We start from the raw sequence: 15,277 nt of genomic DNA on the forward strand, positions 1-15,277 counted from the left end.
TCAAATGTCCTCCTTTCCTAGTAATTATTTTGCTTTAACAGCTTTCTTTACTGTAACAACAGATTTTCTCGCACCAGGTACATTACCTTTTACTAGAAGAAGATTACGCTCTGTATCTACTTTCACGATCTCTAAGTTTTGTACTGTGATACGGTCTCCACCCATACGACCAGGTAGAAGTTTGTTTTTGAATACACGGTTTGGAGCTACAGGTCCCATAGAACCAGGACGACGGTGATAGCGAGAACCGTGAGACATAGGTCCGCGAGATTGTCCGTGGCGCTTAATCGCACCTTGGAATCCTTTACCTTTTGAAATTCCTGTTACATCTACAATATCTCCTTCAGCGAAGATATCAACTTTGACTTCCTGACCAACTTCAAACTCATCTAAGTTAACTCCGCGTAATTCGCGAACGAAGCGCTTAGGTGCAGTGTTTGCTTTTGAAGCATGACCCTTTTCAGGTTTGTTTGAAAGCTTTTCTCTCTTATCTTCAAAACCGATTTGTACAGCCTCATATCCATCAGTTTCAACTGATTTCTTTTGAAGAACTACGTTCGCACCAGCTTCGATAACAGTTACAGGGATAAGCTCACCATTACCTACAAATACTTGAGTCATACCAATTTTTCTTCCTAAGATTCCTTTGGTCATTAGTCACACCTCCTATTAAATTTACAATTTATTTCATTTTTAAAATTAAAGTTTAATTTCAATGTCAACACCAGATGGTAAATCTAAACGCATTAATGAATCAACAGTTTGTGGTGTTGGGTTAATGATGTCGATTAAGCGTTTATGCGTGCGCATCTCAAACTGCTCACGAGAATCTTTGTACTTGTGAACAGCACGAAGAATCGTATAAACAGACTTCTCAGTTGGAAGTGGGATTGGACCAGAAACTGCTGCTCCAGATCGTTTAGCTGTCTCCACGATTTTCTCTGCAGATTGATCAAGGATTCTGTGATCATACGCTTTTAAACGGATACGAATTTTTTGTTTTGCCATTATTTTCCCTCCTTTTTCGCCTACTTTTAAAATAGACCTTCTCCGTGGAAATTTCCTTACACTCGCCATGGCAAAGCGGCCGGGTGTATCAGCAACCTTCCACATCATCGCAGTCAAAGACCAACATTGTCTATTATATAAAAAACTCATACGAAATGCAACATAATTCTTCGTTTTATGCATGTCTTTCGCACTTTTTCAATTATACACACCTATAAAGGACTTTTCAACTATAGCATCATATTATTTTGGCGTAAGATTTTGGAAACAAAGTTGTCTATAAAATTCTGACGTTCCCTTTCTATATCTATAGAAGAAATTACACACAAAAAAACAGGCGGGATCATCCGCCTGTTTTTGAAGACATATTGTTATTACTCAGTGATTGTAGCAACAACGCCAGCGCCTACTGTACGTCCACCTTCACGAATTGAGAACTTAGTTCCATCTTCGATTGCTACTGGAGCGATTAGTTCAACAGTCATTTCGATGTTGTCACCAGGCATAACCATTTCAACACCTTCTGGAAGTTGAATGATTCCAGTTACGTCAGTTGTACGGAAGTAGAACTGTGGGCGGTAGTTTGAGAAGAATGGAGTGTGACGTCCACCTTCTTCTTTTGATAAAACATAAACTTCAGCTTTGAACTTTGTGTGTGGTTTGATTGTACCTGGCTTTGCAAGTACTTGACCACGTTGGATTTCTTCACGAGAAACACCACGAAGTAGTGCACCAATGTTGTCACCAGCTTCAGCATAGTCAAGAAGCTTACGGAACATTTCAACACCTGTTACAGTAGTTGATTTTGGCTCTTCAGTTAAACCGATGATTTCAACTACATCACCAACTTTAACTTGTCCACGCTCAACACGTCCTGTAGCAACAGTACCACGGCCAGTGATTGAGAATACATCCTCAACAGGCATCATGAATGGCTTTTCAGTGTCACGCTCTGGAGTTGGAACGTATTCGTCAACAGCAGCCATTAATTCAATGATTTTTTCTTCCCACTCAGCTTCACCTTCAAGAGCTTTAAGAGCAGAACCTTTAATTACTGGTACATCGTCACCAGGGAAGTCGTATTCAGAAAGAAGGTCACGAACTTCCATTTCTACTAATTCTAATAATTCTTCGTCGTCTACCATGTCACATTTGTTCATGAATACAACAAGGTAAGGAACACCTACTTGACGAGAAAGAAGGATGTGCTCACGAGTTTGTGGCATTGGGCCGTCAGCAGCAGATACTACTAAGATCCCGCCGTCCATTTGAGCAGCACCAGTGATCATGTTCTTAACGTAGTCAGCGTGTCCTGGGCAGTCAACGTGTGCATAGTGACGGTTTTCAGTTTCGTACTCAACGTGTGAAGTTGAGATTGTGATTCCACGCTCACGCTCTTCAGGCGCACCATCAATTTGGTCATAACCCATTGCTGCACCTTTTCCGCTTCTTTTAGCAAGAACAGTAGTGATAGCAGCTGTTAAAGTAGTTTTACCATGGTCAACGTGTCCAATTGTACCAATATTAGCATGTGGTTTCGAACGGTCAAATTTCTCTTTTCCCATTTGAAAAGCCTCCTTAAGTATTTGTTATTTTAATAGTAAGTATGATATCCCGAAAGTGGAGGTACCTCCACTTTCAAGGCCTACATAAGTAGTTATACTTGATGTAAAGGCGAAAATCAATTATTCACCTTTATTTTTTTTGATAATTTCTTCAGAAATTGATTTTGGTACTTCTTCGTAGTGATCGAAATGCATTGTAAATACTCCACGTCCTTGTGTGTTAGAACGTAATGAAGTAGCATAACCAAACATTTCAGATAGTGGAACCATCGCACGTACTACTTGTGCATTACCGCGAGCTTCCATACCTTCAACGCGTCCACGACGAGAAGTAATACCACCCATAATGTCACCCATGTATTCTTCAGGGATAACAACTTCAACCCTCATGACAGGCTCAAGGATAACCGGTTGACATTTTGAAGCAGCGTTCTTAAGTGCCATTGAAGCAGCAATCTTAAACGCCATTTCACTTGAGTCAACATCATGGTAAGAACCATCATAAAGCTTAGCTTTAATATCAACTAACGGATAACCAGCTAGAACCCCTCTATCAAGAGCGTCTTCTAGACCAGCTTGTACAGCAGGGATGTATTCACGTGGAACTACCCCACCAACAATCGCGTTTTCAAATTCGAAGCCTTTTCCTTCTTCGTTTGGTGAGAATTCAATCCAAACGTGTCCGTATTGACCGCGTCCACCAGATTGACGAGCGAATTTACCTTCAACCTGTGCAGATTGACGGAAAGTTTCACGATACGCAACTTGTGGAGCACCAACATTTGCTTCTACTTTGAATTCACGTTTCATACGATCCACTAGGACATCTAAGTGTAACTCACCCATACCAGCGATAATCGTTTGACCCGTTTCTTGATCAGTATGTGCTCTGAATGTAGGGTCTTCTTCTTGAAGCTTTTGTAAAGCTGTAGACATTTTGTCTTGGTCAGCCTTTGATTTCGGTTCAACAGATAGCTGAATAACCGGTTCTGGGAATGTCATGGATTCAAGAATTACATTATCTTTTTCATCACATAACGTATCTCCAGTTGTTGTATCTTTCAATCCAACAGCAGCAGCGATGTCACCAGCGTATACAGTTGAGATTTCCTGGCGGTGGTTCGCGTGCATTTGAAGGATACGTCCAATACGCTCACGCTTTCCTTTTGTTGAGTTTTTCACGTATGATCCAGAGTTTAATGTACCTGAATACACACGGAAGAATGTTAACTTACCAACAAAAGGATCAGTCATTACTTTGAACGCAAGTGCTGAGAATGGCTCACTGTCGTCTGAATGACGTTCAATGTCTTCTCCAGTATCAGCATCATGACCTTCAATGGATGCTACATCAGTTGGTGCTGGAAGATAGTCGATAACAGCATCAAGTACCTTTTGAACACCTTTGTTTTTAAATGCAGTTCCACACAATACTGGGTAGAATTCTACCTTAAGTGTAGCTGTACGGATAGCTGCACGCAATTCCTCATTAGAGATTTCTTCTCCGCCAAGGTATCTTTCCATCAAGTCTTCGTCTAATTCCGCTACTGCTTCTACAAGCTTTTCGCGGTATTCGTTTGCTTGATCTAGAAATTCTTCTGGAATTTCTCCTACTTCGATATCAGTTCCTAAGTCATTACCGTAGAAAGTTGTATTCATTTCAACAAGGTCAATGATACCTCTGAATTGATCTTCTGCACCAATCGGTAATTGGATAGGGTGTGCATTCGCTTGTAGACGTTCACGAAGTGTGCCAACAGAATATAAGAAGTCAGCACCAATCTTATCCATTTTGTTTACGAATACAATACGTGGAACACCATAAGTTGTAGCTTGTCTCCAAACAGTTTCAGTTTGTGGCTCAACTCCAGATTGCGCATCAAGAACTGTAACAGCTCCATCAAGTACACGAAGTGAACGTTCAACCTCTACTGTGAAATCTACGTGTCCTGGAGTGTCAATAATGTTAACGCGGTGATCTTTCCAAGATGCAGTTGTTGCTGCAGATGTAATGGTGATACCACGTTCTTGTTCTTGCTCCATCCAGTCCATTTGGGACGCACCTTCGTGAGTTTCACCAAGTTTGTGAATTTTACCAGTGTAATAAAGGATACGTTCAGTGGTTGTTGTTTTACCAGCATCGATGTGTGCCATGATACCAATATTACGAGTCTTTTCTAAGGAGAACTCTCTTGCCATTTGGGTCTTTCTCCTTCCTATGAGTAAGTATGATTTTATTGTAGTAATGGCTCTGTTAATCTACTTAACAGAGCTCTTATTTTACCAGCGGTAGTGAGCAAACGCTTTGTTCGCTTCTGCCATTTTGTGAGTGTCTTCACGTTTCTTAACTGATGCACCAGAATTGTTAGCAGCATCAAGGATTTCGTTAGCTAAACGCTCTTCCATTGTTTTTTCTCCACGAAGACGAGCGTAGTTTACTAACCAACGTAAACCTAGAGTAGTACGACGGTCAGGGCGAACTTCAACAGGAACTTGATAGTTTGCACCACCTACACGACGTGCTCTTACTTCTAGTACAGGCATGATGTTTTTAAGTGCTTGTTCAAACACTTCCATCGCATCCTTACCTGAACGTTGTTGAACTAAATCAAATGCATTATATAAAATCGCTTGTGATTTACCTCTTTTTCCATCAACCATCATTTTGTTGATTAAACGAGTTACAAGCTTTGAGTTATAAATTGGATCTGGTAATACATCTCTTTTAGCGACAGGTCCTTTACGAGGCATTGATATTTCCTCCTTTCAAACTTAAATATGTTAGTCTATTATTTCTTAGCTGCTTTTGGTCTCTTAGTACCATATTTAGAACGGCTTTGCGCACGGTTATTAACTCCAGCAGTGTCTAGTGCACCACGAACGATGTGATAACGTACCCCTGGTAAGTCCTTAACACGTCCACCACGAATTAGTACAACACTGTGCTCTTGTAAGTTGTGACCAATACCTGGGATGTAAGCAGTAACCTCAATTCCGTTTGTTAAACGTACACGAGCATACTTACGAAGCGCTGAGTTCGGCTTCTTAGGAGTCATAGTACCAACACGAGTACAAACACCACGCTTTTGAGGTGAAGTAGTATTAGTTTGTGACTTTTTGAAGCTGTTATAACCTTTATTTAATGCAGGAGAGTCGGATTTTTGAACTTTAGTTTCACGACCCTTACGAATTAATTGGTTAATTGTAGGCATTATTTGTTTCCTCCCTTCTTCTTTCGTCAAGACCACATATCCAGGTGGTTCATTTTTTTGCAAAAAACAAAGTCTTTGTAGAACCTTTTTCCACAAAAACAGTTTTTAATAAATAATCGCCACAGCAGAAGCACCCACTTCGATTCCACAAGCTTTTCCAAGCTTCTTCATCGAATCAACCTTAGATATTGGAATTTGTCGTTCTTCAGCAAGTTGTAAAACTTTGTTTACTACGCGCCGATCAGCATCTTCTGCTATAACAATTTCCGATACTTTATAGGTTTGTATTGCTTTTACTGCTTGCTTTGTACCTATAATAATCTTCTTTGCCTGTGATACTTTTTCATAAGACATATAAAATATCCTCCAAAGTAACAGGTTTAAGGAGCACCTTAGATATATTAACACCCTAAGAGAAGGATGTCAACCACAAGCAAATAAAAATTATTTTGCTCATAGTAGACATCCACTATCTTAGATATGCTCTTCTAACCTTTATTCAACACCTACTGGGTCTTCTTGCTCTACAATTACAGGTTCTGCCCGACGATAGCGAGTCATTCCTGTTCCTGCAGGAACAAGTTTACCAATAATTACATTCTCTTTTAATCCTAGTAACTCATCACGTTTTCCTTTAATTGCAGCATCAGTTAAGACACGTGTTGTCTCTTGGAATGACGCAGCCGATAGGAATGAATCAGTTTCTAGTGAAGCTTTTGTAATACCTAGAAGAACCGGTCTACCTGTAGCAGGTGCTTTACCTTCTAGTAAAACCTTCGTGTTTGCATCAGTGAACTGATGTATATCAAGTAGTGAACCTGGTAATACATCTGTGTCACCTGCATCAGTGACTCTTACTTTACGAAGCATTTGTCTAACCATTACTTCGACGTGTTTATCACCAATTTCAACACCCTGCATACGATATACTTTTTGAACTTCTTTTAAGAGGTATTCTTGGACAGCAGATGTGTTTGTGACTTTTAGTAATTCCTTCGGATCAACTGAACCTTCTGTTAGTACCTGACCACTTTCAACTTGCTCTCCTTCAGTAACTTTCAAACGAGCGCTATATGGTGCAGTGTAAGAACGAGATTCCACTTCTCCTTGGATTACAATTTCTTGTTGTCTATCTTTTACTTCATTAATGGACGTTACAACACCGCCAATTTCCGTAATAACGGCTTGACCTTTCGGATTTCTCGCTTCAAATAGCTCTTGAATACGCGGTAAACCTTGTGTAATGTCGTCTCCGGCAACTCCACCAGTGTGGAACGTACGCATTGTAAGCTGCGTACCTGGCTCACCAATTGATTGGGCAGCGATTATACCAACTGCTTCACCAACTTCAACCTCTGAACCTGTTGCAAGATTTCGTCCATAACATTTTTTACATACGCCATGGCGTGTATTACATGTAAACGCAGAACGAATTGTTACTTCCTCAATGCCAGCATCAACAATTTCCTTTGCGATATCTTCTGTAATTAATTCGTTTTCTGCTACTAACACTTCATTCGTTTCAGGATGAACAACTTTCTTTCTTGCGTAACGGCCGTTTAGACGTTCGTCAAGAGGTTCAATAACTTCCGTTCCCTCTTTTAACGCACCAACAAGCAAGCCGCGGTCTGTTCCACAGTCGTCCTCACGAACAATTACGTCTTGAGCAACGTCTACTAAACGTCTTGTTAGATAACCAGAGTCAGCTGTCTTTAAGGCTGTATCCGCAAGTCCTTTACGCGCACCGTGAGTTGAAATGAAGTATTCCAATACTGTTAAACCTTCACGGAAACTTGATTTAATCGGAAGTTCAATGATACGTCCAGCCGGGTTCGCCATTAGTCCACGCATACCAGCTAACTGTGTAAAGTTGGATGCATTTCCACGGGCACCAGAGTCACTCATCATGAAGATTGGGTTACGCTTATCAAGTGAAGCCATTAGCTTACCTTGAATTGTATCTTTCGCCGCACTCCAGATTGAGATAACACGATCATAACGCTCATCTTCTGTAATTAAACCACGTCTAAATTGTTTTAGAACATTATCAACCTTCGCTTGTGCTTGAGCTAAGATTTCTTCTTTTTCAGCTAAGACAACAATATCAGCTACACCAACGGTAATACCTGCTTTTGTCGAGTGCTTAAATCCAAGATCCTTCATGCGATCAAGCATTTTTGAGGTTTCAGTAATTTTAAAACGCTTGAAGACTTCAGCGATAATATTACCGAGTATTTTCTTCTTAAATGGGTCAATTTGTTCCTGATTTTGAATAAGTTCTTTGACATTTGCACCCTTAGGTATGAAGTACTTTTCAGGTGTCTTCACTTCTAAGTTTGTTTTTGTAGGTTCATTAATATATGGGAACGACTTAGGAAGAATCTCGTTAAAAATTAATTTACCTACTGTTGTCATAAGCAACATATTATTTTGTTCTTCAGTAAACGTTTCGTTATTTAGTGAACCAGCATGTACTGCAACCCTTGTGTGGTAGTGTACATAACCATTTTGATACGCAAGAATAGCTTCGTTTGTATCCTTAAAGACCATTCCTTCTCCAACTGCCCCAGGACGTTCCATTGTTAGGTAATAGTTACCTAATACCATGTCCTGTGACGGCGTAACAACTGGTTTTCCATCTTTCGGGTTAAGAATATTTTGTGCTGCCAACATTAATAATCTTGCTTCAGCCTGTGCTTCAGCAGAAAGTGGTACGTGAACCGCCATTTGGTCACCGTCAAAGTCGGCGTTGTAAGCAGTACATACGAGTGGGTGAAGACGAATTGCACGTCCTTCAACTAATGTTGGTTCGAATGCTTGAATACCTAAACGGTGTAATGTAGGCGCACGGTTTAAGAGAACCGGGTGCTCCTTAATAACAGATTCGAGGACATCCCAAACCTCTGGCTGTACACGTTCGATTTTACGCTTCGCACTCTTTATATTATGAGCGAGTCCTTTTTCAACAAGCTCTTTCATTACAAACGGTTTGAATAATTCCAAAGCCATTTCCTTCGGTAATCCACATTGGTACATCTTAAGATTCGGTCCTACAACGATAACGGAACGACCAGAATAGTCAACACGCTTACCTAATAGGTTTTGACGGAAACGACCTTGCTTACCTTTTAACATATGAGAAAGAGATTTTAATGGACGATTACCAGGGCCTGTAACTGGTCTTCCACGACGCCCATTATCAATCAATGCATCAACCGCTTCTTGAAGCATACGTTTTTCGTTCTGAACGATAATGCTTGGAGCGCCTAAATCTAAAAGACGTTTTAAACGATTGTTACGGTTAATTACACGACGATATAAGTCGTTTAAATCTGATGTTGCAAAACGACCACCATCAAGCTGAACCATTGGTCGTAGTTCAGGAGGGATGACTGGTAGTACATCAAGGATCATCCAGGAAGGCTCATTTCCAGAGTTACGGAATGCCTCTAGTACTTCTAGTCGCTTTATAGCACGAGTTCTTCTTTGTCCTTGAGAAGTTTTTAATTCTTCTTTAAGGCCATCTACTTCTTTTTCTAGATCAATGTCAAGAAGAAGCTTTTTAATCGCTTCAGCTCCCATTGCAGCATGGAATGTGTTTCCGTATTTTTCACGGTACGCACGATATTCCTTTTCAGAAAGCAATTGCTTTTTATCTAAAGGAGTATCTCCAGTTTCTGTTACGACATAGGATGCAAAATAGATCACTTCTTCAAGAGCCCGAGGGGACATGTCTAAGACAAGTCCCATTCGGCTTGGAATTCCTTTAAAGTACCAAATATGTGATACAGGTGCAGCAAGTTCAATATGTCCCATACGTTCACGACGAACTTTTGCACGAGTCACTTCAACGCCGCATCGGTCACAGACGACACCTTTGTAGCGAACACGCTTGTATTTACCACAGTGACATTCCCAGTCCTTTTGAGGACCAAAGATTCGTTCACAGAATAACCCATCTTTTTCTGGTTTTAATGTACGATAGTTGATTGTTTCTGGCTTTTTCACTTCACCGAAAGACCATGAACGGATTTTATCGGGTGAAGCGAGACCAATGCTCATGTATTCAAAATTATTAACATCTAGCAAGGGGCCTACCTCCCTTTCGATCTACAGGATTACCCTAATTGACCTTTGCTTGTTAACTAATCAAATGCGCCTTGGCGTATTTGCGCCCGATTTTTTTCGAGCCTTGCCTCGAAAAAATTCCTTTGAAAAATCGTGGCATCCGCCGGAGGCTATAACTTTATTCAGCATGGGGTTTAACAACAACCGAAATTTTATATTCCTGCATTCATCCCACTTAGAAAAGTTATGAACTTTTACTGAATAAAGTTATTCTTTTACAACTGCGTTCTTTTCTAGTTCTGATTCAACTTGTTGGTCAGAATCAAGGGAAATTCCCTCTGATTGACTTGCTTCTTCTTCATCTTCTAAATCACGCATCTCAATCTCTTCTTCATCACCAGAAAGGATCTTCACATCTAATCCAAGTGATTGAAGTTCTTTGATCAATACTTTGAACGATTCAGGCACACCAGGTTCTGGTACATTTTCACCCTTAACAATCGCTTCATAAGTCTTCACACGACCGACAACATCATCTGATTTAACTGTTAGAATTTCTTGCAATGTATATGCAGCACCATAAGCTTCAAGTGCCCAAACTTCCATCTCACCGAAACGTTGTCCTCCGAACTGAGCTTTACCACCAAGTGGTTGCTGTGTAACAAGAGAATAAGGTCCAGTTGAACGGGCATGGAGTTTGTCGTCAACCATGTGTGCTAATTTGATCATGTACATCACACCAACAGATACACGATTGTCAAACGGTTCCCCTGTTCTTCCATCGTATAAGACTGTCTTCGCATCACGAGACATTCCAGCTTCCTCTAGCGTATCCCATACATCCTCTTCAGTTGCACCGTCAAATACTGGTGATGCAACATGAATGCCAAGCTGTCTAGCAGCCATACCTAAGTGTAGCTCTAGTACCTGACCAATGTTCATACGAGACGGTACCCCTAATGGGTTTAACATGATGTCAATCGGTGTTCCATCTGGAAGGAATGGCATATCTTCCTCAGGAAGAATTCTTGAAATTACCCCTTTGTTTCCGTGACGACCAGCCATCTTATCGCCTTCATGAATTTTACGTTTTTGAACGATGTAGACACGAACAAGCTGGTTTACGCCAGGTGGTAATTCATCCCCGTCTTCACGGTTAAATACTTTAACATCAAGGACAATACCTTCCCCACCATGTGGTACACGAAGAGAAGTATCACGAACCTCACGTGCTTTTTCACCGAAGATTGCATGTAAAAGTCGTTCTTCTGCTGTAAGCTCAGTTACCCCTTTAGGTGTAACCTTACCTACTAGTAAATCGCCGTCTTTTACTTCAGCACCAATGCGGATAATTCCACGCTCGTCAAGATTACGTAACGCATCTTCCCCGACGTTTGGAATGTCACGCGTGATTTCTTCAGGTCCTAATTTTGTATCACGAGATTCTGATTCATATTCTTCAATATGAATTGAAGTATATACATCATCTTTTACAAGTCTTTCACTCATAATGATGGCATCTTCATAGTTATATCCATCCCAAGTCATGAAACCAACAAGAACGTTGCGTCCTAACGCTAGTTCACCCTTTTCCATCGAAGGACCGTCTGCAAGGATTTCTCCCTTCACAACTTCGTCCCCTTCTGTAACAATTGGACGTTGGTTATAACATGTACCTTGGTTAGAACGAATAAATTTAAGAAGGCGGTATTTATCAAGATCACCTTTTACCTTCTGACCATCTACTTCTGCATAACGACGTACCCAAATTTGTTTTGCTTCTACGCGTTCAACAATACCAGGGTGTTTACAGATAACAGCAGCACCTGAGTCTTTGCCAGATACATATTCCATACCTGTACCAACAAGCGGAGCTTCCGGGTTCATTAGTGGAACAGCTTGACGTTGCATGTTCGCACCCATTAACGCACGGTTTGAGTCGTCATTTTCTAAGAATGGAATACAAGCTGTTGCTGCAGATACAACTTGCTTTGGTGATACGTCCATGTAGTCAATTCGGTCACGGTGAACAACTGTGTTTTCACCCTTGAAACGAGCAACTACATCTTCATCTAAAAATTGACCATCATCACTTAAGCGAGAATTCGCCTGAGCAGTAACATAATTATCCTCTTCGTCTGCTGTTAAGTAATCGATTCGGTCTGTTACTTTACCAGTCTCAGGATCAACTCTTCGATATGGAGTTTCGATAAATCCAAATCGATTCACTTTTGCATAGGATGATAGTGAGTTGATGAGTCCGATATTTGGACCTTCCGGAGTTTCAATCGGACACATACGACCATAGTGTGAATAGTGAACGTCACGCACTTCAAATCCTGCACGTTCACGTGTTAGTCCACCAGGTCCTAATGCTGATAGTCTTCGTTTATGTGTTAATTCTGCTAATGGATTCGTTTGATCCATGAACTGTGAAAGCTGTGAGCTACCAAAGAACTCTTTAATAGACGCAATCACTGGACGAATATTGATAAGTTGCTGTGGAGTAATGGTATTCGTATCTTGAATTGACATTCTCTCACGAACAACACGTTCCATTCTTGATAAGCCGATACGGAATTGGTTTTGCAGAAGCTCACCAACTGAACGTAAACGACGGTTACCTAAATGGTCAATATCATCAGTATCTCCAACTTGATGTAACAGGTTAAAGAAATAACTGATAGAAGAAAGAATATCCGCTTGTGTAATATTCTTAACAGCTTCTTCAACATAAGCATTACCTATGACGTTAATGACTTGTTCGCCATCTGGATCATTCGGTGCGTAAATTTTAATAGATTGAAGAGTGATTTCTTCATCAATTACGCCTCCTGATGGTTGAAGTGATTTAAAGCCAATACCATTCTCTAAATATGGAATGATACGATCTAGCGTTCTGCGATCGAGAAGTGTATCCTTTTCTACGATAATTTCACCTGTTTCAGGATCAACAAGTGTTTCCGCTAAACGTTGATTAAACAAACGGTTCTTAATATGAAGTTTTTTATTTATCTTGTAACGACCTACACTTGCAAGGTCGTAACGCTTTGGATCAAAAAAGCGTGATTCTAATAAACTTTTTGCATTTTCTACAGTCGGTGGTTCTCCCGGACGTAGACGTTCATATATTTCTAGTAATGCCTTTTCTGTGCTCTCTGTGTTGTCTTTCTCAAGTGTGTTACGTAAATATTCGTTCTCACCGAATAAATCGATGATTTCTTGATCAGAGCCAAACCCAAGCGCGCGCAAAAGAACCGTTACCGGTAATTTTCGAGTACGATCAATACGAACGTATACAACATCCTTCGCATCTGTTTCATATTCTAACCATGCACCACGGTTTGGTATTACCGTTGCAGTAAAGCCTCGTTTTCCATTTTTATCAACTTTACCACTGAAATAAACACTTGGTGAACGAACCAATTGAGAAACAATTACACGTTCTGCACCATTGATAACGAATGTACCTGTTTCTGTCATGAGTGGGAAGTCACCCATAAATACATCTTGATCTTTTACTTCACCAGTTTCTTTGTTAATTAAACGCACCTTAACTCGAAGTGGCGCTGAATAAGTAACATCTCTCTCCTTTGATTCTTCTACAGAATATTTTGGCTCACCTAAACTGTAATCAATGAACTCTAGAGATAGATTACCTGTAAAATCTTCAATCGGGGAAATATCCTGAAACATCTCCCTAAGACCCTCATCAAGAAACCACTGATAAGAAGAGGTTTGAATCTCAATAAGATTTGGTAATTCTAAAACTTCACTAATACGAGCATAACTTCTTCGTTGGCGGTGTCGTCCATACTGAACTAGTTGACCTATCAACCCATTCACCCCTCATATCAAGCGTTATTAATCTTGCTAATTTATAAATACTTACTAATTATTAAAGTCTACTTTGGAACTTTTATAATTAATAAGAATGTAAACCACAAATCAAAATGATAGGACACATAATGCAGCCTATCAATTTCCAAATTACTTCGACTTTATAAGCCTAACATGCACTCATTTTTTGTTTGTTAAAATGTCTTTAACTATGTACGAAACACCTTTTTTATAGACAAAAAGAAAAAGGGTTTCTACTAAGAAAACCACACTTTCAAAAACAAACTATTGATTTTATTAGTTTTTCCATACATACTATATTTATACATATATTTAATTTTTTAGTTATACATGGAAAAATTACATATCGGCATTATATAATGCTACCACACGTGAAATGAGCAGTCAACAAGTTTTTGTTTTTGTCAAGCAGATTTTTTCAAACTAATTAATCCGTACTGCCTTAATGATGTGATAGCCTTTTTTTCTTTCCACAATTTCTACATCGTCAAAAACCGCTTCAAGCTTCTCAATTGCAGATGGAGCTCCTTGTTTCTTTTGGATCACAACCCAGAGTTCTCCTCCTGGGACTAGATACTGATAACTCTCTTCCAAAATATGATGAACAACTTTCTTCCCTGCACGAATTGGCGGGTTGGAAATAATCGCAGCAAAACCTCGTTTTTCTACATCTGTAAACAAATCACTTTGATGAATTTCCACATTGTTGATCTTATTCATTTCTGCGTTCTTTTTCGCAAGCTCAATCGCTCGCTCATTCACATCGATCATTTCAACTGAACGTTCATTATGTACTTTTGCTAGCGCAAGACCAATTGGCCCATACCCACAACCAACATCTAAAAACGGACCATCAATTTCAGGAGCATGAAATTCCTCTATTAATAGCCTTGAACCAAAATCAACCTCGTTTTTTGAAAAAACTCCGCTATCACTTGTAAAAGAAAACGTATGTCCTTTTAAAACAAAAGCCTGAGTCTTTTGATTGCTTGATACAGTGGGTTTGCTAGTATAATAATGTTCGGTCATTTATGTATCTCCCAACATAAGAGTATATGTACAGTATACCCATCTCATTCCAAAAACAATATTAGTTTAAAAAAAGCTCGCTTTCATAGCGAGCTTTTTCTTACGTTCAATAGTTATTACTTAACTTCTACGCCAGCTCCAACTTCTTCAAGTTTAGCTTTAACTTCTTCAGCTTCTTCTTTAGAAACGCCTTCTTTGATTGGCTTTGGAGTGTTGTCAACAAGTTCTTTAGCTTCTTTTAAGCCAAGACCAGTGATTTCACGTACAACTTTGATAACTTTGATTTTTTGTGCACCAGCATCTGCTAATACAACATCAAATTCAGTTTGCTCAGCAGCAGCTTCAGCACCGCCACCAGCAGCTACAGCTACAGGAGCAGCAGCAGTTACACCAAATTCTTCTTCGATTGCTTTTACTAGGTCGTTTAGTTCTAAAACAGTCATATTTTTAACTGCTTCAATGATTTGTTCTTTAGTCATTAGAAAATCCTCCTTAAATAATTATCCTATTTGTAATTCGAATTGTGTTCTTGTT

At 39.8% G+C, this 15,277-nt stretch carries 11 protein-coding genes; all 11 read right to left on the reverse strand.

The features are described 5' to 3' along the window. Nucleotides 1-24: 24 nt before the first annotated feature. Nucleotides 25-654: a 50S ribosomal protein L3 gene (gene rplC, locus RGU12_RS13040; RefSeq protein ID WP_116354142.1), complete on the reverse strand. Its 630-nt coding sequence runs from the start codon at nucleotides 652-654 to the stop codon at nucleotides 25-27. Between the two features lie 45 nt (nucleotides 655-699). Beyond that, nucleotides 700-1,008, reverse strand: a complete 309-nt coding sequence (rpsJ, locus tag RGU12_RS13045; RefSeq protein WP_003348621.1) for a 30S ribosomal protein S10 — start codon at nucleotides 1,006-1,008, stop codon at nucleotides 700-702. A gap of 374 nt (nucleotides 1,009-1,382) precedes the next feature. Beyond that, entirely contained in the window at nucleotides 1,383-2,573 is a 1,191-nt protein-coding gene (gene tuf / locus RGU12_RS13050; protein ID WP_309536510.1) for an elongation factor Tu, read from the reverse strand. Nucleotides 2,574-2,693: 120 nt separating this feature from the next. Then, entirely contained in the window at nucleotides 2,694-4,772 is a 2,079-nt protein-coding gene (gene fusA, locus RGU12_RS13055) for an elongation factor G (RefSeq protein ID WP_309536511.1), read from the reverse strand. Nucleotides 4,773-4,853: 81 nt separating this feature from the next. Continuing rightward, a complete protein-coding gene (gene rpsG, locus RGU12_RS13060) occupies nucleotides 4,854-5,324 on the reverse strand; it encodes a 30S ribosomal protein S7 (RefSeq protein ID WP_010285031.1) in 471 nt (156 codons plus the stop codon). Nucleotides 5,325-5,362: 38 nt separating this feature from the next. Beyond that, the gene (gene rpsL, locus RGU12_RS13065; protein ID WP_116354145.1) at nucleotides 5,363-5,785 is read right to left on the reverse strand and encodes a 30S ribosomal protein S12; all 423 of its coding nucleotides are present in this window, start codon (nucleotides 5,783-5,785) and stop codon (nucleotides 5,363-5,365) included. Nucleotides 5,786-5,890: 105 nt separating this feature from the next. Beyond that, nucleotides 5,891-6,139, reverse strand: a complete 249-nt coding sequence (locus RGU12_RS13070) for a 50S ribosomal protein L7ae-like protein (protein ID WP_309536512.1) — start codon at nucleotides 6,137-6,139, stop codon at nucleotides 5,891-5,893. A 141-nt stretch (nucleotides 6,140-6,280) separates the two neighbouring features. Beyond that, entirely contained in the window at nucleotides 6,281-9,874 is a 3,594-nt protein-coding gene (rpoC, locus tag RGU12_RS13075; protein ID WP_309536513.1) for a DNA-directed RNA polymerase subunit beta', read from the reverse strand. Nucleotides 9,875-10,120: 246 nt separating this feature from the next. Next, the gene (gene rpoB / locus RGU12_RS13080) at nucleotides 10,121-13,690 is read right to left on the reverse strand and encodes a DNA-directed RNA polymerase subunit beta (RefSeq protein ID WP_116354148.1); all 3,570 of its coding nucleotides are present in this window, start codon (nucleotides 13,688-13,690) and stop codon (nucleotides 10,121-10,123) included. A 447-nt stretch (nucleotides 13,691-14,137) separates the two neighbouring features. Next, nucleotides 14,138-14,743 carry a class I SAM-dependent methyltransferase gene (locus tag RGU12_RS13085; RefSeq protein ID WP_309536514.1) on the reverse strand — a complete coding sequence of 202 codons (606 nt, stop codon included), beginning with the start codon at nucleotides 14,741-14,743 and terminating at the stop codon, nucleotides 14,138-14,140. Nucleotides 14,744-14,859: 116 nt separating this feature from the next. Beyond that, complete coding sequence (gene rplL / locus RGU12_RS13090; protein WP_116354150.1) at nucleotides 14,860-15,222, reverse strand: 50S ribosomal protein L7/L12; 363 nt, start codon at nucleotides 15,220-15,222, stop codon at nucleotides 14,860-14,862. Nucleotides 15,223-15,277: the final 55 nt, after the last annotated feature.

This window comes from Ferdinandcohnia sp. QZ13, assembly GCF_031324165.1.
Taxonomy (GTDB): Bacteria; Bacillota; Bacilli; order Bacillales; family Bacillaceae_L; genus Ferdinandcohnia.